The organism is Paenirhodobacter ferrireducens, from assembly GCF_004022265.1.
Classification (GTDB): Bacteria; Pseudomonadota; Alphaproteobacteria; order Rhodobacterales; family Rhodobacteraceae; genus Rhodobacter; species Rhodobacter ferrireducens.
Genome location: NZ_SAVB01000009.1, coordinates 44,428 through 68,737, shown reverse-complemented (window position 1 = coordinate 68,737; position 24,310 = coordinate 44,428). Strand labels below are relative to the sequence as shown.

Below are 24,310 nucleotides of genomic sequence, written 5' to 3'. Positions count from 1 at the left end.
GCCCCGGATCAGGCGTTGGCGAGCCCGCCCGCGAGCGCGGTTTCCATCCGCGCGATGGTTTCCGTCACGCCGTAGAGCGCAATGAACCCGCCGAAGCGCGGCCCCTGGCTTTGCCCCAGAAGCACCTCGTACAGCGCGGTGAACCAGTCGCGCAGCGGCTCGAAACCGTGCTCCTTGCCGACCGCGAAGACGATGGTCTGCAGCCCCTCGGCCGGGTCCTCGTCCGGGAAGATCTCGTGCAGCTCCTGCGCCGGCAGCGCCTTCAGCCGGCCGATGAGGTCCTCCATCGCCGCCCGTTCCTTGTCGGAGGGCAGGCGGAAGGCTCGCGTCGGCGCAACGAAGTCCTGGAAGTAGCGCACCGCAAAGCCTGCCGCAGCGTCAAGATCGGGGTGGCTTTCCGGCGTCGCCTCGGGGGCATAGCGGCGGATGAAGCCCCACAGGGTTTCCTTGTCATGCGCCCCCGAGACCGAGGCGAGGTTGAGCAGCATGGCGAAGGGCACGACCAGCGTCGAGACCGGCGGCTTGCCGCCGTGGATGTGCCACACCGGGTTGTCGATCTGCTTCTCGACCGGCTGATCGGCGAAGGCGCGCAGTTGCTGGTGATACTCATCCACCGCCTTCGGGATCACGTCCCACCACAGCCGCTTTGCGGTCTTCGGCTTCTGATACATGAAATAGCTCAGGCTCTCGGTCGAGGCATAGGTCAGCCATTCGTCGATCGTCAGGCCGTTGCCTTTCGACTTCGAGATCTTCTCGCCATTCGCGTCGAGGAACAGCTCGTAGGTGAAATGCTCGGGCGCGCGGCCGCCCAGCACCTTGCAGATGTTGTCGTAGATCGGCGTGTTGGTGGCGTGGTCCTTGCCGTACATCTCGAAATCGACGCCAAGCGCAGCCCAGCGCATGCCGAAGTCGGGCTTCCACTGCAGCTTGACGTGGCCGCCGGTCACCGGCAGCGTCCATTCCCGCCCGTCCTCGTCGTCGAAGGTCACGGTGCCGGCCTTGGCGTCGACATTCTTCATCGGCACGTAAAGCACGCGGCCGGTTTCCGGGTGGATCGGCAGGAAGCACGAATAGGTCGAGGCACGTTCCTCGCGCAGCGACTTCAGCATGATCGCCATGATGTCATCGTATTTCTCGGCACAGCGCAGCAGCATGTCATCGAACTTGCCGGTCTTGTAATACTGCGTGGCCGAGGCGAATTCGTATTCGAACCCGAAGGTGTCGAGGAAGCGGCGCAGCATGGCGTTGTTGTGGTTGCCGAAGCTGTCGAACTCGCCGAACGGGTCGGGCACCGCGGTCAGCGGCTTCTGGATATTGGCCTTCAGCAGGTCCTGGTTCGGCACGTTCTCGGGCACCTTGCGCATGCCGTCCATGTCGTCCGAGAAGCACAGGAGCTTCGTCGGGATGTCCGAGATGATCTCGAAGGCGCGACGGATCATCGTGGTGCGCGCGACCTCGCCGAAGGTGCCGATATGCGGCAGACCCGAGGGGCCATAGCCGGTCTCGAACAGCACATAGCCCTTCTCGGGCGGCGCTTTCTCGTAGCGTTTGAGCACCCGGCGCGCTTCCTCGAAAGGCCAGGCTTTGGAGTTCATCGCAGCGTCGCGCAGGTTGGTCATCGTCATCCTCATCGGGGCGCCCCGTGCGCCCATCCGCGCATCACCTATTGAACGGGCGCGCCATCGTCAATAATTCATGGCGGAACCCATGAAAGGACAGACCGTGACCGACACCCTCCCCTCGCTTTCCCCGCAGGATGCGCTGATCGCCGTGATGGTCGCGGTCTCGGCCTCGGACGAGACGATCCGCACCGTCGAACTGATCGCGATCGAGCGCATGGTGAACCACATGCCGATCTTCGCCGATTACGACATCGACCGCATCCGCCCGGTGGCACAGACGGTCTATTCGCTCTTCGAGGAGGAAGAGGGAATCGAGGCGCTCTTCGGCCTGGTGCGCGAGGGCCTGCCCGAGAAGCTGTTCGAGACCGCCTATGCGCTCGCCTGCGATGTCGCCGCGGCCGATGGTGTTCTGCGCCAGCCCGAGCTGCGCATGCTCGAGGAGATCCGCGGCGAGCTGTCGATCGACCGGCTGCACGCAGTGGCGATCGAATGGGGCGCGCGGGTGCGCCACCTGACGCTCTGATCCGGACAGCCGGGATCTTTCGTCCCGGCCCCGGGCGGCCGCTCACGGTTCGCTCCACGAGACAGCCGAAGGCCTGTCTGGACAGGCGCGGCCAGCAGTCCTCCACATTCGAGGGCGCCGCGCCCGAAGGCCGCACGCTCGAGGAGTTCGTCCGCGATGGCGAGGGGCCGCTGCCACAGCCCGAGGATGTGGTGTGGTGCGACGTGAACCGCTGATCAGCCGCCGTAAAGTGCGCCCCAGCGTTCCAGAAGCGCGCTTTGCAGCACCTTCGAGCGGCTGATCCAGGCCCGCCCGCCCTGCGGTTGTTCGCTTGCCCCGGCGCGGGCGCGCCGCGCCACATCGCCGGTGAAGATCGCAAAGGCAAGCTCGCTGCCGTCAGGCGCAGTCATGTAGCCGGTCAGCGTCGAGACGAAGTTCAGCGTGCCGGTCTTCGCATCGACCCGCAGCGCCTGCCCCTGCTGCACCTTGCCGCCCGCATCGCGCAGCGCGAAGGGCTTCATCAGCCCGCGCAGCCCCGCCTTCGGGCCCAGGAGCGTCACCGCCCGCACCATCTCCATCGCCGAGATCCTTGTGTCGGCGCCAAGCCCGGAATGATCGACAAAGCGCGCGCGCCCGCCGCCAAGCCGGGCATGCAGCCACTCGCTCATCGCCGCCCCCGAGGCGCCACGGCCGGCCGGCGCGCCGCGCGCGACGCTCGTCGTCATCCCCACCGCCTCGGCGGTGACGTTGGTCGAATGCTTCATCATCGCCCGCAGGATCACCGGCAGCGGGTCCGAGACCTGCTCGACCAGCACCGTGCCGCCGGGCAAGGTCGAGACGGATTTCGGCGGCGGCAGCGGCACGCCCTGCGCGCGGGCCAGCGTCTGGAACACGTCGCCCGCATAGGCCACCGGGTCGCGCACCGGCAACCAGCGGCTGCCCGCCTTTCCAAGGCTGCCCGAGGCCACCGTCCAGTGTTCCTTGCCGCCCTGCCGCGCATAGGTGAAGAGCGGCGCCGCCCGGCTCGAAAGCCCGACATCGGCACTGTAGACCCGCGGCACGTTGCGCGCGCCGCGCGCATCCATCGTCAGCGCATAGCCGCCCGCGGCACGCTTCCATTCGAAATAGACGCGGTTGTAATTCAGGATCAGCCCGGAAATCCCGGGGTTGTAGCCCACCTGCACCGGCTGGTCGTCGGCGATCTGCTCGGCAGAAGGGATCGCGCCGCCCCAGACGAGGAAGCGCCCGGTGACACCGCGCACCCCGGCCGCCGCAAGCCGCGCCGCCATCTCGGCCAGCGCATCGGTCTCGAGCGTCGGATCGCCGCCCCCCGCCAGCACCAGATCGCCCTGGATCTTGCCGCCGGCAATCGGCCCGGTCGCGATCAGCCGGGTGCGAAAGCGATAGTCCGGCCCGAGCGTCTCGAGCGCATAAAGCGAGGTGATCGTCTTCGCGGTCGAAGCGGGTGGCATGCCGCGATCGGCGCCGCGCTGTTCAAGCACCAGCCCGCTGCGCGCATCGACAACGACATAGCTGACCTCGCCGCCGAGCTGCGCCGCCGCGATCACATCCTCGGCCGAGCCCGGCCGCAGCGCCGTGCCCTGGCCAAGCGCCGGCCCGCCACACAGACCAAGCGCCGCCAGGCCCGTCATCGCTTCCCGTCGTGAAATCTTCATCCTGCACCCGCCGTGATCGGGACTGTCGGCGGCATACTGCCCCCCGCCGCGCGCGGCTGCAAGGCTCAGTCCCGCCCGCGCCAAGCCCCCTGCGCGCGGATCGCCGAGGATGACAGATCCGACATCGGCATCTGCAGGAAGCACCAGGCCGGCGGCGCGGCGAAGGGTAGCCGCCGCGCCTCGGATTCGGGCAGCCGCATCGGCGCGTACAGGCGGGCGGCGCGGGCATGGCGCACCACGAACCGCGCCCCCGGCCGCGCCAGCACGCCCACCGGCATCAGCCCGAGGATGGCGCGCCAGGTGTCCCAGCGGTCGAACTGCAGCAGGTTGTCCGCCCCCATCAGCCAGACGAAATGCACGCCCGGATAGAGCGCCGTGACCCGGCGCAGGGTCTGCGCGGTGAAGCGGGTGCCAAGCCGGGCCTCGAGATCGGTGATGTCGACGCGCGGATCGGGCATCACCCGCCGCGCCTCGGCCATCCGCTGCGCGATCGGAGCCGGCCCGCGGGCCTTCAGCGGGTTGCCGGGGCTGACCAGCCACCACACCCGGTCAAGGCCGAAGCGGCGCAAAGCCTCGCGGGTGATATGCGCATGGCCTTCGTGGGCCGGATCGAAAGATCCGCCCAGAATGCCGATTCGCATCCCCGGTGACGCAATGGGAAAGCCCTGTCTCATGCAGCCCCCCTACCCGATCGCGGCCTGCAATGGGAAGCGGAATGTGACAGCAGGATGGCTCAGGCCACCGCCCCCGCGGCATGGATCGAACAGCGCCCCCGGCCGCTGCGCTTCGCCTCGTAGAGCGCCGCGTCGGCATCGGCGAGCATCCGGTCCACCTCGGGCTCCGGATAGTCGCGCGAGAAGGCGATGCCGATCGAGGCCGAGATCCGGCAGGGGGTGCCGTCGACCACGCAGGGTTCCTCGAGCCGTGCGATCATCCGCCGGCCCAGCGTCTGCAGCGCCGCGCGGTCGATCGCGCCGCGCAGCAGCAGCACGAATTCGTCGCCGCCGGCACGCGCCACCACATCGCCGCGCCGCACCTCCTGGGCCAGGATCGCCGAGGCCCAGTTCAGCACCTGATCGCCCGCGGCATGGCCCATGTGGTCGTTGACCTGCTTGAAATGGTCGAGGTCGACCAGCACCAGGGCGAAGGGCGCGCCGCCATGCGCCTGCGCCCGCACCGCCTTTTGCAGTGCCGCGTCGAAGGCGCGCCGGTTCGCCAGCCCGGTGAGCGGGTCGGTCAGCGCCTGCCGTTCGGCGGCGCGCCGCGCCTCCTCAAGCCGGCCGTTCAGCGCCCGCAGCTCATCCATCACCGCGGCCTTCGCCTCGCGCAGATAGAGCAGCTCGATCGCCAGGTCAGAGGTGGCGAAATCGCCCTCGGTCAGGCCGAATTCGCGCACCGCATCGGCCAGATGGATGCCGAAGGTGAGATTCAGAAGCATCCCCTCTGCCCCTTCCGGCCCGACCTCGACCGCGGTGCCGCGCAGGCCGATCTCGGGATGGGAGAGCAGCATCAGGATCAGCTTGCGCCCGCCCGGGTGCGCCTCGTCCTGCTCGTGCCGCCGCGCCCGCGCCCGACGCAGATGGAAATGCGTCTCGAAGGCGGTGCCGACCACCGGACCGGGGCCGAGAATTTTCATCAGCGTGGGGCCGGCCGCGCAGATCACCCCGTGCCGGTCGAGCCACAGGAACATCGGCATCAGCTCGCCAAGCGCCGCCGGGCTCAGACCGCCCTGCAGCACTGCCTTGCAGGGAGAAAGACTGCTGTTCATGCCACCGCCTCGGCCGAGGGCAGCGCCAGATCGAAACGGCGGCCGCTGGCATAGGCCGCCTCGAGCAGCATCACCTGCACCCGTTCGAGCCGACCGCAGGGCGGCACCGCCTCGATCAGCACCAGCGCGCCATAATCATCCGCCATCGCGCGCAAGAGCCCGGCCATCACCGCGCCCCAGCCAGCGATCGGGCCCCGCACCTCGATCACGAAGCGCCCCCCGCTTTCCGAACGCAGCGACAGCTCGGGCAGTTCGAGGTCGGGCAGGGTCATCAGCCCGCGCCCCTGCAACTCGTCGAGCGAGAACAGGAACTCCCAGTAGTCCGACCCGCCGAAGCGCAGCAGCCGGCGCAGCGGCTCGATCGTGGTCAGGAAGGCGCCGACATCCTCGAGCAGCGCGGCGCGCGGCTTATCGAGCGTGCGCGCGGCGATGTCGATCAGCTCTTCGGTGAGTCGGTCCTCATAGCGCAACATCGCCTCGAAGCCCTCGGGTCCGACACCCAGGGCGTGCGCCACCCGCGACCACAGCGCGGGTCCGTAGTTTTCCACCAAGAACGCCTGCAAGGCTTTGTTGATCAGACCGTACATGATCCCTCCGTTCGGGAGGAACCATAGCCCGGCAGCCTTAACAAAATCCCAATCGGCGCGCCCTAGGGCAGGACCGTCAGCTGCTGGCCGCCAAGCGGCAGCGCCCGCAACTCGGTGGCGACCGGCGCCCCGCCGGCGGCATAGAGCGAATCGATCATCGCCGCACCGCCGGCCGGCGCCCCGGCGCCCAGCCAGACCGCCCGCGCGACGCTCCAGCTCTCGCCGGTCTCGTGCAACGCCAGAACCCCGTCGAGACGCAGCAAAAGCGCCTCGCGCCCGGGCTGGGCCGGCACGAAATCGTCGATCACCAGCACGCAACCCGGATGCCCTTCGGGCGTGCGCGCAGCACAGCCCGCTGCCCAGTCGTCGGCGGCAACCCGGGCGATCTCGTTCAGCAGCGCCGTCGGCATCGTCTCGCCCTCGGGCAGCACGGTGATCGCGTCACGCAGCGCCACCGCACGGCCGGCGACGTCGGGCCGGGCATAGCGCTCGAAGTCCCAGCGATTCTCCGCCCGGTCGAGCTGTGCAAGCCAGTCGGCCAGCAGCTCCTGTCCCGGCTCCGCCGCCTGCGCGCGCAGGCTTGCGAGCGCGCGCTGCCCGGGCAGGCCCCACTCATGCGACATCTCCCACAGCGGCAACTGCTCGACGGCGATCTTGCCTTCGGCGAAACGGCCGAGCTGCGCCCGCGCCGAGATCGCCTCGGGCGAGATCAGCGGCGTCAGCCACAGCACAGCAAGCACCAGCGTGGCCAGTGCCATCGCGACATTGGCGCGCCGGATCCGACGCATCCAGCCGCGCCCGCTCAGCACCGCGCCCGCATAGCACAGCGCATAGCCCGCGATCACCGCGGCAAGCGCCGCCCCGGTCACGCGCACGGGCGTCCAGCCGTATTCCCGAACGCGCAGCACCAGCCCCCAGATCACCAGCCCCGCAAGCACCGAAAGCAGCAGCGCGAGCCCGCGCCCGGCCCAGGCCAGCAGCGGGCCATGCACCGCCTCCTCGTCGTCCTGATCGACGGCGATGGTGACGAGCGAGATCGAGGCGAGCGCGGTCGAGATCAGGATGCCCACCACCGAGAACTGCCCGAAGAGATGGGCGAGCCCGCGCAGCGGCAGCACCGCGACGAAGACGATCTCGACCAGCAGCACCAGCGGCAAGAGCAGCCGCAGCAGGCGCAGCAGCAGATAGGGCGAGACCATGTCCGACATCTCGGTGACCACGGCCAGCGCCAGCCCCAGCACCGCGCCCGACAGGATCCACACCACCGGCGCGCGGCCCAGAAGCACCGAGAGCGCGTCGATGCCGACAAGATCGAGAAGGGCCGCAAGCAGCCACAGCACCAGCCAGACCACGGCGACGAAAAGCCAGGCCCCGGCATAGCGCACGACGATGTTCCAGCTTTCGAGGAACAGCACCCGGTAATTTGACCAGCCAGCGCGCCCGCCAAGGCCGATGGCGATCGCGAAGGGCACCGGCAGGAGCCCGGCCACCGCCAGCGCGACCGGCACGTGGCTGCTGTCGAGCATCTGCCCGACATCGGTGAAGCCCAGCGATTTCAGTGTCGACAGCCCGGCAAGCGGCACCGCGATCGCGGCCGCCGACAACAGGGCGCGGCGCAGGCCGAGCTCGCCCAGCATGGCAAGCGCGCCACCGAAGAAGCTCAGCGAGAGCACCGCGACAGCCAGGAACCCGCGGCTCTGGCGCAGCTCGAGCGGCAGGTCGGAGAGCAGCCAGAAGGCCAGCCCCGCCAGCGTTCCGAGAAGGATGAATTGCACGCGCCTGACCATGAAGTCCTCCCTGTCGCCGCGCCCGCGGCATCCGGCGGAGACTAGCCCCGCCCGCGGCCGAAGGCCAGAGTGGCAGGGCTCAGGGCGCACCGGCGTCGAGCCAGTCGGGCAGCTCGGCAATGGTGTCCAGCACGACATCGGCCGCCCCGGCCAGATCGGCGCGCGTCGCAGGCCCGCTCAGCACCGCCACCGCGCGCATTCCCGCCGCCCGCGCCGCGGCCATGTCGTGCAGACTGTCGCCCACCATCGCCACACTCGCCGGGGCAAGCGCGAAGGCCGTGGCAAAGGCAAGGAGCGGCCCCGCCCCGGGCTTGGCGCCATGGCCGCTGTCATAGCCCGCGACATAGTCGAAGAACGCGCCGACCCCGGCCTTTTGCAGATGCACCCGCGCCGAGGCCTCGGCATCGTTCGTCGCCACCCCAAGCCGCATCCCGCGCGCCTTCAGCCCGCCAAGGCAGGCCGGCAGATCCGCCGCCGGCACCTGCGGCGCGCGCTGCGCGCCAAGGTCGAGCGTGGCGACGAGGCTTTGCAGATCGTGGCGCGGCAACAGCGGCAGCATCAGCTCGGCCACCTCGGCCACGGTGCCCGCGATCACCGGCGAGGCACGCTCGAACCGCGCGGCCCGCAGGTCGAAGCCGATCGCCGCGGCGAGCCGGCCGGCGAGCGCCGGATCGCCCTCGGCCAGCTCGAAGGCCATGCCCTGCGCCCAGGCGCCCCAGGTCGCGTCGAAATCGAAGAGGGTTCCGTCCTTGTCGAACAGCAGTCCGGTGATCGTGCCCATCATGCCCTCAGGTCCAGTGCATCCCGCCGCGCCCGCCCAGCACCGCGCGTGCCAGGCCGATCTCTTGCGGCGCCACGCCCAGCGCCGCAGCGCAGTCGAGCACCCAGTCGTCACGTTGCGACAGAAAGTCAAGCACTGCACAGAGGAAGGCCGGATCGGCGGCGGCGGCGCGCACCTGCGCCACATCCGCCCCGGAAGATGCGAGAAAAGCGTCGAAAAGTTCGTCCTGGGCGGCGAGCCAGCCGAGTGCCCGAATCCCCGTGACCTGTGCTGCGTCGTGCTGCATGATGAACCGATCCATCCCTTAAAAAGGGTTTGTTAACCTTTTTGTCCGAAATCAGGCAGACAGTCGAGCATAGCTGAAGGAGCGCACGGGGCCATGGCAGGACGCATCCTGATCGTGGACGATGTAGCGACCAACCGGATCGTTCTCAAGGTGAAGCTCTCCGCAGCGCGCTACGAGACGATGCAAGCCGGTTCGGGCGCCGAGGCTTTGCGCCTTGTGGGTCAATACGCGCCCGATCTGATCTTGCTTGACGTGCAGCTGCCGGACATGAGCGGGCTCGAGGTGCTGAGGCGGCTGAAGGCCGACCCGGCCACCGCCGGGATCCCGGTGCTGATGATCACCGCCTTTCCCGACCCGCGCACCCGCCTCGAGGCGCTGAGGGCCGGCGCCGCCGACCACCTGATGAAACCGCTCGACGAGCAGCTCCTCCTCGCCCGGCTGCGCAGCCTGCTGCGCCTGCGCGAGACCGAGCAGGAGCTGACGCTGCGCGAGCGCACCTTTCGCGATCTCGGCTTTGCCGAGGGCCCCGCCCTCTTCGAGACCCGTTCCCGCATCGCCCTGATCGGCTGCACCCGGGACGAGGCGCGCAGCTGGAAGCGCTGTCTTGCGCATCATCTGGGCACCGGCAGCGCCGTGGTGGTGGCGCGCGAAGATGCGCTCGGCAATGGCGCTGTGGCACAGGGCTATGACGCCTATGTGATCTCGGCCGATCTCGGTCGTCCGGGCGACGGGCTGCGACTGATGTCGGAGCTGCACTCCCGCGCCCGCTCGCGCGATGCGGTGATCTGCATCGCGCTGCCCGAAGGCGCCAGCGACAGCGCGGCAATGGCGCTTGACCTTGGCGCCGCGGACCTTCTGCCCGAAGTGATGGGGGCCCCCTTCGCCGCGCAGGAGGCGGCCCTGCGGCTGGACCGCGCGCTTGCCCGCAAGCACCGGCACGAACGGCTGCGCGACCACCTGACCGACGGTCTGCGCCTGGCGATGACCGATCCGCTGACCGGGCTGCACAACCGCCGCTACGCGATGTCGCAGCTGGCGCGGCTGGCCGAACGGGCGCGCAGCACCGGCCGGCCCTTCGCGGTGATGGCGCTCGACCTCGACCGCTTCAAGTCGGTGAACGACACCTGGGGCCATGCGGCGGGGGATGCGGTTCTGGTCGAGGTGGCGCAGCGGCTGCGCGCCCAGCTGCGCCAGGTCGACCTGCTTGCCCGCATCGGCGGCGAGGAATTTCTGGTGGCGCTGCCCGAAACCGGGCCGGAGGCGGCACAGGCTTCGGCCGAACGGCTGTGCCAGGCGATTTCCGAAGCGCCGATCGAACTGCCCGAGGGCGAAACCGAGCCGCGGGCGATCCAGATCACCGCCTCGATCGGCCTGGCACTGTGCGACCCGCTTGCCGACAGCGCGCCCGTCGAGGCGCTGATCGCCCGCGCAGACCGGGCGCTGCTCGGCTCAAAAGCCGGCGGGCGCAACCAGGTGCGCGTCTTCCGCCACGATGCCGCGGCCTGAGAGGCCCGGCCGCGGATCCCGCCCGGCCGCTGCGCTCACTCCTCCGGAGGCGGCGGCATCCGCCGGTCGTCCCCCGGCGGGCCGATGCGGCGGTCCATCCGCTCGGTGCGCTCGCGCAGCCGTTCGGCATAGGCACGACGGTCCGCGGGCGTCATCGTCTCGAGCCGGTCGAGCATCACCTGCTCGCCGAGTTCCATCCGCCGCAGCGTGCGCGCCCGCATCCCGGCGAGCTCCTCGCGTACCGCCGCCTCGTCCCAGGGATCGGCACTCAGCGCCGCGATCAGCCTGTCCATGTCGGCGCGAAAGGCCTTGCGCATGGTGCTGAAATCGGTCCCCGAACGCTCGGCCGCGCGGCGCATCGCGTCACGATCTTCGCGCGAGAAGGCATCGCCCAGCGGGCCGAGGGTCACATCGCCCGCGGACGGCCGCGGCGGATGCCGCTCAGTGGCCAGGAAGCCGCCGACGACAACTCCGGCCACCAGCAGGTTCAGCGTGACCGAGAGGATGAAGACCGCCTTGAGCCAGCCCTTCATCGCCGGCTTCTGGCCGCCCACAGAGGTATTCGCTTCCGTCATCGTGCCCTCCTCGCCCTTCATTCCGCCGCCAGGGCAAGGATATCGCCATCGGCAAGCAGCGCGCTCGCCGTCGCGGTCTCGGTCGTCATCGCATAGCCCGCGACCTGGGCGACCGTGTCCGAGCCCGCAAAGCCGATCCAGACGCCCGCCACCGCCGCCGTCGCCATGCCGCCGATCCCGCCCCAGCCCCCGAGCAGTGCAAGCAGCATGCCCAGCCCGCCGGCCCGCACGCCACGCCGCACCGCGGGCTGCACCGGTGTGGCGCAAAAGCCCGCCTGCACCCCCTCGGCCTGTGCGAGAATCCGGCCCAGGAACACCGCCGACGGTTCGGGCGCGCTCTGTCGCGCCTCGGCGAAGAAGAGATCCAGCGCCGTGTCATCGTCCTTGCGCATCTCAGTCATGGCCATACCCCAGTTCCTCTCGCCGGCCGGCCAGGATCGCCGCCAGCGCCCGCTTTCCACGGGCCGTCAAGCTTTCTACGGCCTCCACGCCGATTTCCATCGCTGCCGAGATCTCGGGATTCGACAGCCCTTCGAGATGGCGCAGCACCACCGCCTGGCGCTGCCGCGCCGGCAGCTGCGCGAGCGCCGCCTCGAGCGCCGCCGCGCGATCCCCGTCGATCATCTGCTCGACCGCCGAAGCGGCGCCGTCGGGCAGCTCGGGCGCCTCGTCGAGGCCGATGCCCCGGCGCCGGCGCAGCCGGTCGGTCGCCAGATTCGTCACCACCCGGTAAAGCCAGGTCGTGACCTTCGCCTCGCCCGTCCGCCACTCGGGGGCAATCTTCCAAAGCCGCAGCAGGGCTTCCTGCGCCAGATCCTCGGCCTCGGCCCGGTCGCCCAGCATCCGCTGCGCGACCCGGAAGGCCAGTGGTCCCATCCGCAGCGTCAGCATGCGCGCCGCCGCCCGGTCCCCGTTGCCATAGAGGACCAGCAAGGTCTCGTCCGAGACGTCATCCAGCGCGTCGAGTGCCATGTTCATGCTTCCCCACGCCTAGCGTGAAACCATGACCTGCGCAATTTCCGTCAGGCCTCCGGCCCCGGGGATGTGCCCGGGGCCGGGGTTTCGTGCCACTCAGTTGTCCTGCTGCTGCATCCAGCGCGGGCCGCTGCCGTCGCGCGGGCCGTTCTGCCCGCCCATCATGCCGCCCCGGCCGCCCCAGTCGCCGCGACCGCCGCGCAGGTCACAGTCATAGCCGCCATAGCCGCCGCGCCCCATGCGGTCGCCCCGCGGCCCGATCCGGCCCTGCCCCGGCTGCATCATCGGCCGCCCCGCCGCAAGCTCGTCGTCGCTCAGCACGCCGTCATTATTGGCATCGAAGCGCTCGAACATCCGGCTGGGTGCCGGCGGCATCGCCAGTTCCGCGGCCGAGAGCATGCCATCGCCATCAGTGTCGAGCGCCTCGATCCGCGCCTTCACCCGGGCCTCGACGCGGGTCTGGATCCGGCGCATCTCGCCCGCCACCAGCTCGTCGGCGCTGAGCTTGCCGTCGCCGTTCGCATCGAGCGCGGCGGCCGCGGCCTTGCGGCCCGACTGGATCTCGTCGAGGCTGATCTTGCCATCACCATTCGCGTCGAACTGCGTCAGGTCGATGCGCGGCCAGGCCCCGCCCAGCGGCGCGTCATCGGCCATCATCGGCCCGCCCTGCCCGATCGGACCATAGCCCTGCCCCATCATCGGGCCCTGACCGGGGCCGCCATTGCCCATCATCGGGCCATTGCCGTTACCCGGCCCCATCGGCCCCTGCCCGACCGGGCCGGTGCCGTCCTGCACCCGGGCCTGCGGCACGGGCGATTGCTGCGCCATGACCGGCACCGCGGCACCAAGCGCCACACCGGCGAGAAGCCCGGCCAGGATCGTCGTCTTGAACATCGGTTTCATCTCTCTCTCCTGCTTTCGCACGCGACCCTCTCTCCCGGCCGCCGATATCAGACAAACGCCACAGCCCCGCGGTTCCGTCGCTGCTCGCGCATCCGTGACCACGCCCGCCCCGACGGGGCACCGACATTCGCGCTTCCCCGGCCGCCGCTTTCAGCCGATAACGGAGAAAATGCGGAGGGGAGGACGCGCGATGGAGACCTTTGTCGAGGGAGACGACCGGCCGCTCGGCCGTGCGATCGCGCGGGGGCTGCTGTGCCGCTGCCCGGCCTGCGGGCAGGGGCGGCTGCTGTCGGGATACCTGACGGTGCGCCCCGCCTGCCCCGCCTGCGGCGAGGATTTCACCGCACAGCGCGCCGATGACGGGCCGGCCTATCTGACGATCCTGATCGTCGGGCATCTGATGGCGCCGATGATCCTTTGGGTCTTCATCGCCTTCCGGCCACAGCCGCTGGTGATGATCGCGATCTTCGCCAGCGGCTGCGTGGCTCTGTCGCTCGCGCTTTTGCCGCGGATGAAGGGGATGATGGTCGCGATCCAGTGGTCGCGGCGGATGCACGGGTTCGGAGAGGGAGAGTTGCGCCATGACTGAGGCGGCACCGCACCAGACGATCGACAAGAGCGCGATGCGCGATGCGGCAACGGTGCTCGTCGTGCGCCGCGACGCACCGGGCGGTCCCGCGGTGCTGATGGGGATGCGCGGCGCCGGGGCGGCCTTCATGCCGTCGAAATACGTCTTCCCGGGCGGCGCGCTCGACCGCGGCGATGCCTCCATCCCGCTGGCCCGGCCGTTGCCCGAGACCTCGGCACGCCGGCTGGCGCTGAATGCCCCGGCGGACATCGGCCCGGCCCTCGCCGTCGCCGCGATCCGCGAGCTGTGGGAGGAAACTGGCCTCGTCCTCGGCACGCCGGGGCGCTGGAGCGGCGATGTGCCCGCCGACTGGCAGGGCTTTGCCGAGACCGGACACCTGCCCTCGGCCGCCGCGCTGAGCTTCGTCTTCCGCGCGATCACCCCGCCCGGCAGGCCGCGCCGCTTCGACGCGCGCTTCTTCCTCGTCGATGCGGCGCAGATCGCCTCGGACCCCGACGATTTCTCGCGCGCCTGCGACGAGCTGAGCCATCTGCACTGGGTGCCGATGGCCGAGGCGCGGCAGCTGAACCTGCCCTTCATCACCGAGGTCGTTCTGGCCGAGGTGCAGGCGCATCTGACCGAGACCGCGGGCGGTCGGGCGCCGCTTGCGGTGCCGTTCTTCGACAACCGCGGGCCGCGCTCGGTCTTTGCCCGGCTCGACTAGCGGCCCGTCAGCACCAGAAGCAGCAGCGAGCCGATGACGAGGGCGATCCCCGCGCCCTCGCGCGCGCTCAGCCGCTCGCGGAAGACCAGCGCCGAGACGAGCAGGGTGAAGACGATCTCGACCTGACCGAAGGCGCGGACATAGGCGGCGTTTTGCAACGCGAAGGCGGTGAACCAGCCGGCCGAGCCCGCCACCCCCGTCACCCCGACCCAGATCGTGCGGTGCCAGGCACCGACCACGCGGCCCAGCTCTCCGGGTTCGCGCAGCCGCAGATAGAGCGCCATGCCAAGCGCCTGCACCGTGGTGACACAGGCGAGCGTGACGACGGCGCGGGCAAAGGCCCCCGCCGGCATCAGCTCGAGCGTCGCGCCGCGGTAGAAGATCGAGCTGAGCCCGAACAGCCCGCCCGCGAGGATGCCATAGACCGTGGCGCGCGGCGAGAACCCGCCCTTCGGCGCCCGCGACAGCAGCAGCACGCCGCCAAGGCCGATGGCGATGGCAAGCCAGCCCGGCGCGCTCACCCCCTCACCGAGGATCAGCGCCGAGAACAGCGCGACCTGCACCGTCTCGGTCTTGGTGAAGGCGACGCCGACGGCGAAGTTGCGCAGCTGGAACAGTGCCACGGTCAGGAAGGTGCCCGCCACCTGCGCCGCACCGCCAAGCGCGACGAAGGCGGCGAAACGGCCGCCCGGCAGTGGCACCGGCCCGGTCAGCGCGAGCGTCAGCGCCGCCGCGGTGACCGCGATCGGCGCCCCGAAAAGAAAGCGCGAGAAAGTCGCGCCGCCGGTCGACAGCCCGCCCCCCGCCAGCCGCTTTTGCAGCATGAAACGCGCCGTCTGCACCGCCGCCGCGGCAAGCGTCACCCAGATCCAGAGCATCAGCGGCCGATCCGCCGGGTGTCGTAGCTGTTGAAGTCGAGAACCTCATGCGCCGCGGTCATCAGATCGCCCCGCCCCGGCATCTCGCGCACCAGCACCTGGCCGAAGTGACCGGACGGCGTGCCCAGCACCGCGATGCGGTAATCCTGATCGACCCAGAGCACCCAGACCGGCTCCTTGCCGAAGGCCTCGGTCGGGGTGAAACGGGCGCCGGGCCCGGTCATCGCCAGCCGCCCCTCGAGCTGGCGCGGCTTCGTGCCCGAGCAGTCGACACCCGACAGCACATAGCCGGTGCCGGTCCAGGCCCAGTTCTGCTTCGCCCCGGCACAGCCGGCAACGCCGCTTTGCGCGACATGCCAGGTGCCGCCGAACCGCGCCGGATCGAAGATCACGGCGGAAGAGATCCAGCCCTTCGGATCGCGCAGCGACACGGGTTCGGGGGCAGGTTTCGCCGCACAGGCGGCAAGGGCCAGCATCGCGGCCCAGATCAGTTGACGCATTCGGTCACACGCATTCCCACGGAGGTGATAATCTCGTTGCAGCCGGTGAGAGGGATCACCGGCGCGCAGGTCTGGGAGCGTGCAAGGCACGCCCCCTGGCAGTCAGAGGCAGTGCGGCAGGCCTTGCCGTTGTCGCGGGTGCGGGTCGCGCAGAGCTGCGCATCGCCACGGGTGATCCAGTCGCCGCCGCGCTTGACGCAGGCCGCCCGTTCCAGCGCGACCTTGGCTTCGCCCACCGGCGGCAGCGGCGCCGCGGCGCGCTCGCCCCCGGGTTTGCAGGCAGCAAGCAGCGCCAGCGCCAGCGCCGCCAGTTCAGAACGGCATCGGATGCGCATGATGCACCCTTTCGATTGCCGTCAGCACCTCGGCCGGCAGCACCATCCCCGCCGCATCAAGCGACTTGTCGAGCTGTTCGACCGAGGTCGCGCCGAGGATCGGCACCACCGGGAAGGGCCGGCCCATCACCCAGGCGATCGCCATCGTCACCGGGTCAAGCCCCGCCTCGCGCGCGATGTCGACGTAGAGATCGGCAATGTCGAAGGCGCGCGCGTTCGAGCGCCCGCCGAGCTCGCGCACGATCGACCGGCGCGAGCCCGCCGGCACGGCGCCACCCGAGTATTTGCCGCTCAGCATCCCGACCGCGAGCGGCGAATAGGCGAGCAGCGTCACCGCCTCGTGCACGCCGACCTCGGCCATGTCGAGATCGTAAAGCCGGCACATCAGCGAATATTCGTTCTGGATCGTGGCGACGCGCGGCCCGTGGCCCTCGCCCGCCAGCCGCAGCCATTCGGTGGTGCCCCAGGCGCTTTCGTTCGACAGGCCGAAATGGCGGATCTTGCCTTCCGTCACCAGCGCCTGAAGCGTTTCGAGACAGGCGATCATGTCGGCCTCGATCACCGCCTTCGAGGGCTGTTTCGCGGCGTTGAAGCCCCAGTTCTGGCGGAAGTGATAGCTGCCGCGGTTCGGCCAGTGGAACTGGTAGACGTCGATGTAATCGGTGTGCAGGCGGCGCAGGCTGCCCTCGATCGCGGTGCGGATCGAGGCGGGGGTGATCGGGTCGCCGTCGCGCACCGCCTTCAGCCCGATGCCCGAGACCTTGCTTGCCAGCACAACCTCGTCACGCCGGCCGGTCTTCGCGAACCAGCTGCCGATGATTTCCTCGGTGCGGCCGACGGTCTCGGCGCTGACCGGGTTGACCGGATACATCTCGGCGGTGTCGATGAAGGTCACGCCACGGTCGAGCGCGCGGTCGATCTGGGCGTGGCCCTCGGCCTCGGTGTTCTGCGTGCCCCAGGTCATCGAGCCCAGGCAGATTTCCGACACCATCACCCCGGTGCGGCCCAGTTCCAGCTTGCGCATCTTGTTCTCCTGCTTGCCCTCGTTCGCGGGCGCGACCGTGCCACACTGCGCCTGCAGAGGAAAGGGCCTCACAAAAGCGTGGCCGGGATCAGTCCGCGCAGCGCGTTGCCAAGGAACAGCCCCTCGCTCAGGTCGTCGGGGCGCAGCGTCGCCTCGCGCGCCCGGCCCTCGGCCAGCAGCTCGGCGCGCAGCACACCGGGCAGACAGCCCGCGGCCAAGGGCGGGGTCAACAGCACCTCGCCGCGCGCGACAAAGAGATTGGTGATCGTGCCCTCGGCCAGCTCGCCGCGCTCGTTGAGGAAGATCAACTCGTCCACCCCCTCGGGCAACGCGGCGCGCGCTGTGTCATAAAGCGCCCGCTCGGTCGTCTTCAGCCGCAGCCAGGGCGAGGCGCTGTCGACCCGCGCCGGCGCAATCGCCACGCGCCAGAGCGGTTTCGCGGCCGGCAGGGGCGCCTGCGTCAGCTCCGCCCGACCGTCGAGCCCGACCGTCAGCCGCAGCCGCAGGGCCGCGGGCCCGGTCACGGCATCGAGCAGCGCCTCGGCCTCACCCGGCAGCCGCGCAATGCCAAGCGCCGCACAGCCGGCATCGAGCCGCGCCAGATGGCGGGCACGGCGCGCGGCGCCGGTCGCGGGCTCCCAGCGGAGCGTCTCGATCAGCCTCAGCCCGGCAGGGGCGCGTTCACGAAGGCCGCCTTGCACAGCGCTTCCTCCCATTCCTCGGGGCCGCGGCTGTCATGCACCACACCGCCGCCGACATTCAGCACCGCCTGCCCATCCCGCACCATCACGGTGCGGATCGCCACGTTGAACTCCATCGCCCCCGAGGGCGCGATCCAGCCGATCGCCCCGCAATAGGCGCCGCGCGGGCCGGTCTCGAGTTCGCGGATGATCTCCATCGCCCGGATCTTCGGCGCCCCGGTCACCGACCCGCATGGGAAGAGTGCCACGCAAATCCTTGCGAAATCGAGGTTTTCGACCAGATCCGCGGTGACGGTCGAGGTCATCTGATGCACCGTCGCATAGCTCTCGATCTCGAAGAGCCGCGGCACCTTCACCGTGCCGGGATGCGCGATCCGGCTCAGGTCGTTGCGCAGCAGATCGACGATCATCAGGTTCTCGGCCCGGTTCTTCTCCGAGCCGCGCAGCCATTCCGCCGCCGCCCGGTCGGCCTCGGGCGTCGGCCCGCGCGCCACCGTGCCCTTCATCGGCCGCACCTCTGCCCGGCCCTGCGCATCGACGGCGAAGAAGAGCTCGGGCGAGCGCGAGAGCAGCGCGAAATCTTCCGCCTCGACCAGACAGCCATGGCCCACCGGCTGCGAGGCCTGCAGCCGGGCATAGAGCGCGCGCGGATCGGTGGCGCAGGGCGCGTGCAGCGGGAAGGTCAGGTTGATCTGATAGACGTCGCCCGCCGAGATATACGCCTGCACCCGTTCGAAGGCCGCGGCATAGGCCTCGGGGGCAATCGCGGGGGCGAAGGCCGGCACCTCGACCGCGGGCTCGACCGCCGGACGCGGGCGCCCGGGCGCGTCATAGGCGCCGACGAGCAGCAGCGGCAAGGGGCGGCGTTCGGGCAGCAGGGGGGCGAGCCGCCCGGTCAGGCAATAGCCCAGCTCATAGCTGAACACGCCCGCCAGCCACAGCCCGTCCGCCCGCGCCCGCTCGATCGCCTCGAAGGCCGCGGCAAGCTCCTCGGGCGTCTCGGCCCGGATCACCCGGTGCGGCGCGGCAAAGCGCGCGCCAGCCCCGCCCGGCCCCCGATCGAATTCGAAACTCAGTTCCCCGGCCACCGGCCCCTCACGCGCTTGGTCGCGCGAGATATGCGGGGGCCGGCGCGCAAGTGCAACGCCTCAACCGACGGAAAAGTGCCATTCCCCGTCACCGAGCGCCGGGCTCGCGTGATCGAGCGCCAGCGGCGAGCGCGAGAAGACGATCGGCGTGCGCAGACCGGCGATGCCCTCGGGCGCGATCTGCATGGCCCGCGCCGTCACCTGCGGCTCGGCCAGCGCCTCGGAGACGTCGTTGATCGGCCCGCCGGGCACGCCCGCCGCCTCCATCGCCGCGATCAGCTCGGCCTTCGGGCGCAGCGCGGTGCGCGCGGCGATGCGGGCGCAGATCTCGTCACGGTGCACGACGCGGGCCGGGTTGGTGGCGAAGTCGGGATCGTCGCATTCGCTCATCCCCAGAATGCCGCACAACGCGCGGAACTGCCGGTCGTTGCCGCAGGCGATGATGAAATGCCCGTCTGCCGAGGGGAAGACCGAATAGGGCACGATCGAGGGGTGGGCATTGCCCAGCCGGTGCGGCACCACGCCGCCGAGCAGGTAATTCATCGCCTGGTTCGCCAGCACGCCGACGCCGACATCGAGCAGCGACAGATCGACATGCTGGCCCTTGCCCGAGCGCTCCCGCTCGGCCAGCGCCGCCTGCACGCCGATCACGCCATAGAGCCCGGTGAAGATGTCGATCCAGGCGACGCCCACCTTCTGCGGCTCGCCGCCCTTCGCGCCGGTCAGGTCCATGATCCCGCACATGCCCTGCACGAGGAAGTCATAGCCCGGCTGTTTTGCCCGCGGCCCGGTCTGGCCGAAGCCGGTGACCGAGGCATAGACGAGGCGCGGGTTCAGCGCCGCGCAGCTGTCGTAATCGAGGCCGAATTTCGCCAGCCCACCGACCTTGAAGTTCTCGAGCAGAACATCAGCTTCGGCGATCAAGCCCTTGACCTTCTTCAGGTCTTCCGGGTTCGAGAAGTCGCAGGTGACCGAACGCTTGCCGCGGTTCGCGGCGTGGTAATAGGCCGCCACCGTCTCGGTCGTGCCATCGGGGCGCGGGCGCTCGACGAAGGGCGGTCCCCAGCGGCGGGTGTCGTCGCCCTCGGGCGCCTCGACCTTGATCACCTCGGCACCGAGGTCCGACAGCACCTGCCCGATCCACGGCCCGGCAAGGATCCGCGCCAGCTCCACCACCTTGAGGCCCCGCAGCGGCGCCTCTGCCCGCATCTCCATTCCGCTCTCCCGTCTCCGTCGCGATGCCGTCGCGGCACCCCGCCCCTACCTAGCGCCGCCGGGCCCGGGGTTCGACCGCTCTTTCCGCGGCATATCATGTGTAAAACGCATGGATCGCCGCGGCAACGCCCCGCCCCGCCCCCTGATCGCGACAGGACTGGACCATCGCCCGGCCAAGGCCCATTCTCGCGCGCGTAAGCCGTGGGCGGGTCAGGACACCTGCCACGGCCGGAAGAAGGACGTGGATGATGGATGATTTCGACAAGGCTCTCGACGGGTTCGAGAAGGTCAGCGCGCCGCCGATCGGCGATGCGGAGCTGACGGCGCGGCTTTCGGGGCTGCAGGCGCGGCTGCGCGCCGAGGGGGTGAAGGCCGCCTGGCTCGATGCCTCGTCCTCGCTGCGCTATTATACCGGGCTGTCGATCGGGCTGTCGGAACGCGTGCATGGCGCGCTGATCCCGGCCGAGGGCGCGCCGATCTATGTCAGCCCGCAGTTCGAGGTGCCGAAGCTCGAGACGATGCTGCGCATCGGCGGCGAGATCCTGCCCTGGGAGGAACACGAAGACCCCTGCGCGATGATCGGCGCCCGGCTGGGTCAGCTGGCCGCCCCCGGTGCGGGGCTGGCGCTCGACCCGGCGACGCCCTTCCGCTTTGCCGGCCGGCTGACCGCGGCGATGGCGGGTGCGGTGGTGCCGGCCGAGACCATGATTGCGGCACAGCGGCAGGTGAAATCGGCGGCCGAAATCGCCATCATCCAGACCGCGATGGACGCGAGCTGGCGGCTGCAGAAGACCGTGCACGACCTGCTGCGCCCGGGCCTCACCACCACCGAGCTGTGCGATTTCGTCGATGAGGCGCACCGCCGGATGGGGCTCGCGCCGCTCTTCGTCGCGGTGCAGTTCGGCGAGGCGACGGCCTATCCGCATGGCGTGCCCTATCCGCAGGTGCTGAAGGAGGGTGACATGGTTCTGGTCGACCTCGGCGGCATCCTGAACGACGGCTATCGCTCGGACATCACCCGCACCTATGTCTTCGGCACGCCCACGCCCCGCCAGCGCGCGATCTGGGACGCCGAGCGGCGCGCCCATGCCGCGGCCTTCGCGGCGGCGAAGCTCGGCACGCCCTGCGAGGCGGTCGACGCCGCCGCCCGGGCCTCGCTCGCCGCGGATGGCTATGGCCCCGATTACACCGTCCCGGGCCTGCCGCACCGCACCGGCCACGGGCTCGGCATCGACATTCACGAAGACCCGTTCATCGTGCGCGGCAACACCACGCCGCTGGTCCCGGGGATGGTGTTCTCGATCGAGCCGATGCTGTGCGTCTATGGCGAATGCGGCGTGCGGCTCGAGGACATCGTGCATATGGGCGAAGATGGCCCGCACTGGTTCTGCCCGCCGGCCATGACCCTCGACGCGCCGTTCTGAATCGGCTTTACTGACGTCGGGTTGCCCATTGCACCGGCAACGCGATATTGTGATTTTCGAACGAGCGGTCAAATTTGCGACACTGGCAGAATCCCCGCAACGCCTTGAAAAAACTGCCGGATCACAACGGCATGTCGAATCACTAGCAACAGTGAGTGAAAGGAAGCACCCATGAAACTCCTCTCCCGCAGCCTTCTGGCCGCCTCGGCGCTTGCGCTGATGTCGGCGGCCCCGGCGCTGGCGAAGACCTTCGTCTACTGCTCGGAAGCCTCGCCCGAGGGCTTCGACCCGGCGCCCTACACCGCCGGCACCACCTTCGACGCCTCGGCGCACCCGGTCTACAACGGCCTGGTCGAGTTCAAGTCCGGCACCACCGAGGTCGTGCCCGCGCTCGCCGAGAGCTGGGACGTTTCGGAAGACGGCACCGTCTACACCTTCCACCTGCGCAAGGGCGTGAAGTGGCAGTCGAACGACGTCTTCACGCCCACCCGCGAGCTGACCGCCGATGACGTCGTCTTCTCCTTCGTCCGTCAGGGCGATGCGACGAACCCGTGGCACGAATACATCCCCGGCATCACCTACGAGTATTACACCTCGATGGAGATGCCCGATCTGGTGAAATCGGTCGAGAAGGTCGATGACCTGACCGTCAAGGTCACCCTGACCCACCCCGAGGCGCCCTTCATCGCCAACCTCGCGATGCCCTTCATGCGCATCGTGTCGCAGGAATACGCCGACACCCTGGCCAAGGCCGGCACCAAGGAAGACTTCAACAACAAGCCGATCGGCACCGGCCCGTTCAAGTTCGTCGCCTATCAGAAGGACGCGGTGATCCGCTTCCAGAAGAACCCCGACTACTGGGGCGAGGCGCCGAAGATCGACGACCTCGTCTTCGCGATCACGCCCGACGCCTCGGTGCGCCTGCAGAAGCTGAAGGCGAACGAATGCCAGCTGATGCCGTTCCCGGCGCCGGCCGACCTCGCCACGATCAAGGCCGACCCGAACCTCAAGCTTGACGAGCTGCCGGGCCTGAACGTTGCCTATCTCGCCTACAACACCACCGTTGCCCCCTTCGACAAGGTCGAAGTGCGCAAGGCGCTGAACATGGCGATCAACAAGCAGGCGATCATCGACGCCGTGTTCCAGGGGGCCGGCCAGGTCGCGAAGAACCCGATCCCGCCGACCATGTGGTCGTACAACGACGCGGTGACGGATGATGCCTACGATCCGGAAGCGGCGAAGAAGATGCTCGCCGACGCCGGCGTCAAGGATCTGTCGATGAAGATCTGGGCGATGCCGGTGCAGCGTCCCTACATGCCGAACGCGCGCCGCACCGCCGAGCTGATGCAGGCGGACCTCGCCAAGGTCGGCGTCAAGGCCGAGATCGTCTCCTACGAATGGGGCGAATACCTGAAGAAGTCGATGGAAGAGGGCCGCGACGGCGCCGTCATCCTCGGCTGGACCGGCGACAACGGCGACCCGGACAACTTCCTGTCGGTGCTGCTGTCCTGCGCCGGCGCCAAGACCGGCGGCTCGAACCGCGCCTTCTGGTGCAACGAGGAGTTCTCGGATCTTCTGACCCAGGCCAAGAAGACCTCGGACGTGGCCGAGCGCACCAAGCTCTATGAGCAGGCGCAGGTCATCTTCAAGGATCAGGCGCCGTGGGACACGCTCGCGCACTCGACCCAGTTCGTGCCGATGCGCAAGAACGTGACCGGCTTCACGATGAGCCCGCTGGGCGACTTCACCTTCGAAAACGTCGACATCACCGAGTGATCCTCGGCTGACAACACAGGCGGGCGCGCAGGGGTCACACCCCTTGCGCGCCCGTCGAGGATATAATGCATGATACGCTTCCTTCTCACCAAGCTGCTGTATCTGGTCCCGACCTTCCTCGGGATCACGATCGTCGCTTTCGGTTTCGTCCGGGTGCTGCCCGGTGACCCGGTCCTGCTGATGGCCGGTGAGCGCGGGCTGAGCCCCGAACGCCACGCCGAACTTGCCCACCAGCTCGGCTTCGACAAGCCCGTCTGGGCGCAATATTTCGACTTCCTGACGCGGCTTCTGCATGGCGACCTCGGCAATTCGCTGGTGACGAAGAAGCCGGTTCTGGGCGAGTTCCTGACCCTCTTCCCCGCCACCGTCGAGCTGGGCCTCGTGGCGATCATCATCGCGACCCTCGTCGGCGTGCCGGTGGGCGTTCTGGCCGCGATCAAGCGCGGCTCCTGGTTCGACCAGGTGTCGATGACGGCCGCCCTCGTCGGCTTCTCGATGCCGATCTTCTGGTGGGGTCTGCTGCTCATCATCCTGTTCTCGGGTATCCTGCAATGGACGCCGGTCTCGGGGCGGATCTCGCTGATGTTCTTCTTCCCGCAGGTCACGGGCTTCATGCTGATCGACAGCCTGCTGTCGGGGCAGAAGGGCGCGTTCCTGTCGGCGCTCAGTCACCTGATCCTGCCCTCGGTGGTGCTGGCCACGATCCCGCTTGCGGTGATCGCGCGGCAGACCCGCTCGGCGATGCTCGAGGTGATGGGCGAGGATTACGTGCGCACCGCGAAGGCGAAGGGCATGCCCTATTCGCGTGTGGTGATGGTGCATGCGCTGCGCAACGCGATGATCCCGGTGATCACCACGATCGGGCTGCAGGTGGGCGTGCTGCTTGCCGGCGCGATCCTGACCGAGACGATCTTCTCCTGGCCCGGCATCGGCAAGTGGATGATCGATTCAATCTCACGCCGTGACTATCCGGTGGTGCAGTCGGGCCTCTTGATGATCGCCGCCATCGTGATGCTGGTGAACCTGCTCGTCGACCTGACCTATGGCCTGATCAACCCGAGGATCCGCCACAAATGACCGAGACCGCCACCAACACCCCGACCGTGAAG

At 69.4% G+C, this 24,310-nt stretch carries 26 protein-coding genes; 7 read left to right on the top strand and 19 right to left on the bottom strand.

Translation table 11 applies throughout. The features are described from left to right. Window positions 1–8: 8 nt before the first annotated feature. Window positions 9–1,619, bottom strand: a complete 1,611-nt coding sequence (locus EOW65_RS08700; protein ID WP_128148729.1) for a lysine--tRNA ligase — start codon at window positions 1,617–1,619, stop codon at window positions 9–11. Between the two features lie 103 nt (window positions 1,620–1,722). On the opposite strand from EOW65_RS08700, the gene EOW65_RS08695 reads away from it, so the two are divergent. Beyond that, a complete protein-coding gene (locus EOW65_RS08695) occupies window positions 1,723–2,145 on the top strand; it encodes a tellurite resistance TerB family protein (RefSeq protein ID WP_128148569.1) in 423 nt (140 codons plus the stop codon). Window positions 2,146–2,360: 215 nt separating this feature from the next. Here EOW65_RS08695 and dacB read toward each other — a convergent pair whose 3' ends face one another. The 7 genes from dacB to EOW65_RS08660 form a co-directional block, all read right to left on the bottom strand. Beyond that, on the bottom strand, window positions 2,361–3,800 hold the full coding sequence (gene dacB, locus EOW65_RS08690) for a D-alanyl-D-alanine carboxypeptidase/D-alanyl-D-alanine endopeptidase (RefSeq protein ID WP_128148568.1): 1,440 nt from the start codon (window positions 3,798–3,800) through the stop codon (window positions 2,361–2,363). A 65-nt stretch (window positions 3,801–3,865) separates the two neighbouring features. Continuing rightward, window positions 3,866–4,474, bottom strand: a complete 609-nt coding sequence (locus tag EOW65_RS08685; RefSeq protein ID WP_128148567.1) for a nicotinate-nucleotide adenylyltransferase — start codon at window positions 4,472–4,474, stop codon at window positions 3,866–3,868. Between the two features lie 59 nt (window positions 4,475–4,533). Next, window positions 4,534–5,568 (bottom strand): GGDEF domain-containing protein, encoded by a 1,035-nt coding sequence (locus EOW65_RS08680; RefSeq protein WP_240664595.1) that lies wholly within the window; start codon window positions 5,566–5,568, stop codon window positions 4,534–4,536. Continuing rightward, window positions 5,565–6,155, bottom strand: coding sequence for a heme NO-binding domain-containing protein (locus EOW65_RS08675; protein ID WP_128148566.1), 591 nt, complete (start codon window positions 6,153–6,155; stop codon window positions 5,565–5,567). The genes EOW65_RS08680 and EOW65_RS08675 overlap by 4 nt, the downstream gene beginning before the upstream one ends. Window positions 6,156–6,217: 62 nt before the next feature. Then, on the bottom strand, window positions 6,218–7,942 hold the full coding sequence (locus EOW65_RS08670) for a DUF4153 domain-containing protein (protein ID WP_164880040.1): 1,725 nt from the start codon (window positions 7,940–7,942) through the stop codon (window positions 6,218–6,220). Between the two features lie 79 nt (window positions 7,943–8,021). Then, a complete protein-coding gene (locus EOW65_RS08665; protein WP_128148564.1) occupies window positions 8,022–8,723 on the bottom strand; it encodes an HAD family hydrolase in 702 nt (233 codons plus the stop codon). A 7-nt stretch (window positions 8,724–8,730) separates the two neighbouring features. Continuing rightward, window positions 8,731–9,024, bottom strand: coding sequence for a DUF3572 domain-containing protein (locus tag EOW65_RS08660; protein ID WP_113900673.1), 294 nt, complete (start codon window positions 9,022–9,024; stop codon window positions 8,731–8,733). 78 nt (window positions 9,025–9,102) lie between these two features. On the opposite strand from EOW65_RS08660, the gene EOW65_RS08655 reads away from it, so the two are divergent. Then, window positions 9,103–10,515 carry a diguanylate cyclase gene (locus tag EOW65_RS08655; protein ID WP_128148563.1) on the top strand — a complete coding sequence of 471 codons (1,413 nt, stop codon included), beginning with the start codon at window positions 9,103–9,105 and terminating at the stop codon, window positions 10,513–10,515. A gap of 35 nt (window positions 10,516–10,550) precedes the next feature. Here the strand turns inward: EOW65_RS08655 and EOW65_RS08650 are convergent, their stop codons facing one another. The 4 genes from EOW65_RS08650 to EOW65_RS08635 form a co-directional block, all read right to left on the bottom strand. Continuing rightward, a complete protein-coding gene (locus EOW65_RS08650) occupies window positions 10,551–11,090 on the bottom strand; it encodes a periplasmic heavy metal sensor (RefSeq protein WP_164880039.1) in 540 nt (179 codons plus the stop codon). A 17-nt stretch (window positions 11,091–11,107) separates the two neighbouring features. Then, on the bottom strand, window positions 11,108–11,497 hold the full coding sequence (locus EOW65_RS08645; protein WP_164880038.1) for a dihydroorotate dehydrogenase: 390 nt from the start codon (window positions 11,495–11,497) through the stop codon (window positions 11,108–11,110). Next, window positions 11,484–12,068, bottom strand: a complete 585-nt coding sequence (locus tag EOW65_RS08640) for an RNA polymerase sigma factor (RefSeq protein WP_128148560.1) — start codon at window positions 12,066–12,068, stop codon at window positions 11,484–11,486. Before EOW65_RS08640 ends, EOW65_RS08645 begins: the two co-directional genes overlap by 14 nt. A 93-nt stretch (window positions 12,069–12,161) precedes the next feature. Then, a complete protein-coding gene (locus tag EOW65_RS08635; protein WP_128148559.1) occupies window positions 12,162–12,968 on the bottom strand; it encodes an EF-hand domain-containing protein in 807 nt (268 codons plus the stop codon). Window positions 12,969–13,137: 169 nt separating this feature from the next. Between EOW65_RS08635 and EOW65_RS08630 the strand changes: the two genes are divergently transcribed. Both EOW65_RS08630 and EOW65_RS08625 read left to right on the top strand, forming a co-directional pair. Beyond that, complete coding sequence (locus EOW65_RS08630; RefSeq protein ID WP_128148558.1) at window positions 13,138–13,557, top strand: DUF983 domain-containing protein; 420 nt, start codon at window positions 13,138–13,140, stop codon at window positions 13,555–13,557. Then, the gene (locus tag EOW65_RS08625) at window positions 13,550–14,260 is read left to right on the top strand and encodes an NUDIX hydrolase (protein WP_128148557.1); all 711 of its coding nucleotides are present in this window, start codon (window positions 13,550–13,552) and stop codon (window positions 14,258–14,260) included. Before EOW65_RS08630 ends, EOW65_RS08625 begins: the two co-directional genes overlap by 8 nt. On the opposite strand, the gene EOW65_RS08620 is transcribed toward EOW65_RS08625, so the two are convergent. The 7 genes from EOW65_RS08620 to EOW65_RS08590 form a co-directional block, all read right to left on the bottom strand. Then, window positions 14,257–15,138 (bottom strand): DMT family transporter, encoded by an 882-nt coding sequence (locus EOW65_RS08620; protein ID WP_128148556.1) that lies wholly within the window; start codon window positions 15,136–15,138, stop codon window positions 14,257–14,259. The genes EOW65_RS08625 and EOW65_RS08620 overlap by 4 nt on opposite strands. Next, window positions 15,138–15,638: a lipocalin/fatty acid-binding family protein gene (locus EOW65_RS08615; protein WP_128148555.1), complete on the bottom strand. Its 501-nt coding sequence runs from the start codon at window positions 15,636–15,638 to the stop codon at window positions 15,138–15,140. The genes EOW65_RS08620 and EOW65_RS08615 overlap by 1 nt, the downstream gene beginning before the upstream one ends. Beyond that, window positions 15,626–15,973, bottom strand: a complete 348-nt coding sequence (locus tag EOW65_RS08610; protein ID WP_128148554.1) for a hypothetical protein — start codon at window positions 15,971–15,973, stop codon at window positions 15,626–15,628. The genes EOW65_RS08615 and EOW65_RS08610 overlap by 13 nt, the downstream gene beginning before the upstream one ends. Continuing rightward, complete coding sequence (locus EOW65_RS08605; protein ID WP_128148553.1) at window positions 15,951–16,997, bottom strand: aldo/keto reductase; 1,047 nt, start codon at window positions 16,995–16,997, stop codon at window positions 15,951–15,953. The genes EOW65_RS08610 and EOW65_RS08605 overlap by 23 nt, the downstream gene beginning before the upstream one ends. Window positions 16,998–17,065: 68 nt before the next feature. Beyond that, window positions 17,066–17,698 carry an aminotransferase class IV gene (locus EOW65_RS08600; RefSeq protein ID WP_240664591.1) on the bottom strand — a complete coding sequence of 211 codons (633 nt, stop codon included), beginning with the start codon at window positions 17,696–17,698 and terminating at the stop codon, window positions 17,066–17,068. After that, on the bottom strand, window positions 17,659–18,786 hold the full coding sequence (locus EOW65_RS08595) for an aminodeoxychorismate synthase component I (protein WP_240664590.1): 1,128 nt from the start codon (window positions 18,784–18,786) through the stop codon (window positions 17,659–17,661). Before EOW65_RS08595 ends, EOW65_RS08600 begins: the two co-directional genes overlap by 40 nt. Before the next feature lie 60 nt (window positions 18,787–18,846). Continuing rightward, window positions 18,847–19,995, bottom strand: a complete 1,149-nt coding sequence (locus tag EOW65_RS08590; RefSeq protein WP_128148723.1) for a CaiB/BaiF CoA transferase family protein — start codon at window positions 19,993–19,995, stop codon at window positions 18,847–18,849. A 254-nt stretch (window positions 19,996–20,249) separates the two neighbouring features. On the opposite strand from EOW65_RS08590, the gene EOW65_RS08585 reads away from it, so the two are divergent. From EOW65_RS08585 to EOW65_RS08575, 3 genes are all read left to right on the top strand, one after another. Beyond that, on the top strand, window positions 20,250–21,425 hold the full coding sequence (locus EOW65_RS08585; protein ID WP_128148551.1) for a M24 family metallopeptidase: 1,176 nt from the start codon (window positions 20,250–20,252) through the stop codon (window positions 21,423–21,425). 171 nt (window positions 21,426–21,596) lie between these two features. Next, window positions 21,597–23,201, top strand: a complete 1,605-nt coding sequence (locus tag EOW65_RS08580; RefSeq protein ID WP_128148550.1) for an ABC transporter substrate-binding protein — start codon at window positions 21,597–21,599, stop codon at window positions 23,199–23,201. Between the two features lie 69 nt (window positions 23,202–23,270). Beyond that, entirely contained in the window at window positions 23,271–24,278 is a 1,008-nt protein-coding gene (locus EOW65_RS08575) for an ABC transporter permease subunit (RefSeq protein ID WP_128148549.1), read from the top strand. Window positions 24,279–24,310 lie beyond the last annotated feature (32 nt).

Bases quoted from the DNA above. Each gene is read 5' to 3' on its own strand.
- EOW65_RS08700 (WP_128148729.1), bottom strand. From the start codon at position 1,619: ATGACCAACCTGCGCGACGCTGCGATGAACTCCAAAGCCTGGCCTTTC.
- dacB (WP_128148568.1), bottom strand. From the start codon at position 3,800: ATGAAGATTTCACGACGGGAAGCGATGACGGGCCTGGCGGCGCTTGGT.
- EOW65_RS08685 (WP_128148567.1), bottom strand. From the start codon at position 4,474: ATGAGACAGGGCTTTCCCATTGCGTCACCGGGGATGCGAATCGGCATT.
- EOW65_RS08680 (WP_240664595.1), bottom strand. From the start codon at position 5,568: ATGAACAGCAGTCTTTCTCCCTGCAAGGCAGTGCTGCAGGGCGGTCTG.
- EOW65_RS08675 (WP_128148566.1), bottom strand. From the start codon at position 6,155: ATGTACGGTCTGATCAACAAAGCCTTGCAGGCGTTCTTGGTGGAAAAC.
- EOW65_RS08670 (WP_164880040.1), bottom strand. From the start codon at position 7,942: ATGGTCAGGCGCGTGCAATTCATCCTTCTCGGAACGCTGGCGGGGCTG.
- EOW65_RS08665 (WP_128148564.1), bottom strand. From the start codon at position 8,723: ATGGGCACGATCACCGGACTGCTGTTCGACAAGGACGGAACCCTCTTC.
- EOW65_RS08660 (WP_113900673.1), bottom strand. From the start codon at position 9,024: ATGGATCGGTTCATCATGCAGCACGACGCAGCACAGGTCACGGGGATT.
- EOW65_RS08655 (WP_128148563.1), top strand. From the start codon at position 9,103: ATGGCAGGACGCATCCTGATCGTGGACGATGTAGCGACCAACCGGATC.
- EOW65_RS08650 (WP_164880039.1), bottom strand. From the start codon at position 11,090: ATGACGGAAGCGAATACCTCTGTGGGCGGCCAGAAGCCGGCGATGAAG.
- EOW65_RS08645 (WP_164880038.1), bottom strand. From the start codon at position 11,497: ATGGCCATGACTGAGATGCGCAAGGACGATGACACGGCGCTGGATCTC.
- EOW65_RS08640 (WP_128148560.1), bottom strand. From the start codon at position 12,068: ATGAACATGGCACTCGACGCGCTGGATGACGTCTCGGACGAGACCTTG.
- EOW65_RS08635 (WP_128148559.1), bottom strand. From the start codon at position 12,968: ATGAAACCGATGTTCAAGACGACGATCCTGGCCGGGCTTCTCGCCGGT.
- EOW65_RS08630 (WP_128148558.1), top strand. From the start codon at position 13,138: ATGCGGAGGGGAGGACGCGCGATGGAGACCTTTGTCGAGGGAGACGAC.
- EOW65_RS08625 (WP_128148557.1), top strand. From the start codon at position 13,550: ATGACTGAGGCGGCACCGCACCAGACGATCGACAAGAGCGCGATGCGC.
- EOW65_RS08620 (WP_128148556.1), bottom strand. From the start codon at position 15,138: ATGCTCTGGATCTGGGTGACGCTTGCCGCGGCGGCGGTGCAGACGGCG.
- EOW65_RS08615 (WP_128148555.1), bottom strand. From the start codon at position 15,638: ATGCGTCAACTGATCTGGGCCGCGATGCTGGCCCTTGCCGCCTGTGCG.
- EOW65_RS08610 (WP_128148554.1), bottom strand. From the start codon at position 15,973: ATGCGCATCCGATGCCGTTCTGAACTGGCGGCGCTGGCGCTGGCGCTG.
- EOW65_RS08605 (WP_128148553.1), bottom strand. From the start codon at position 16,997: ATGCGCAAGCTGGAACTGGGCCGCACCGGGGTGATGGTGTCGGAAATC.
- EOW65_RS08590 (WP_128148723.1), bottom strand. From the start codon at position 19,995: ATGCGGGCAGAGGCGCCGCTGCGGGGCCTCAAGGTGGTGGAGCTGGCG.
- EOW65_RS08585 (WP_128148551.1), top strand. From the start codon at position 20,250: ATGGATGATTTCGACAAGGCTCTCGACGGGTTCGAGAAGGTCAGCGCG.
- EOW65_RS08580 (WP_128148550.1), top strand. From the start codon at position 21,597: ATGAAACTCCTCTCCCGCAGCCTTCTGGCCGCCTCGGCGCTTGCGCTG.
- EOW65_RS08575 (WP_128148549.1), top strand. From the start codon at position 23,271: ATGATACGCTTCCTTCTCACCAAGCTGCTGTATCTGGTCCCGACCTTC.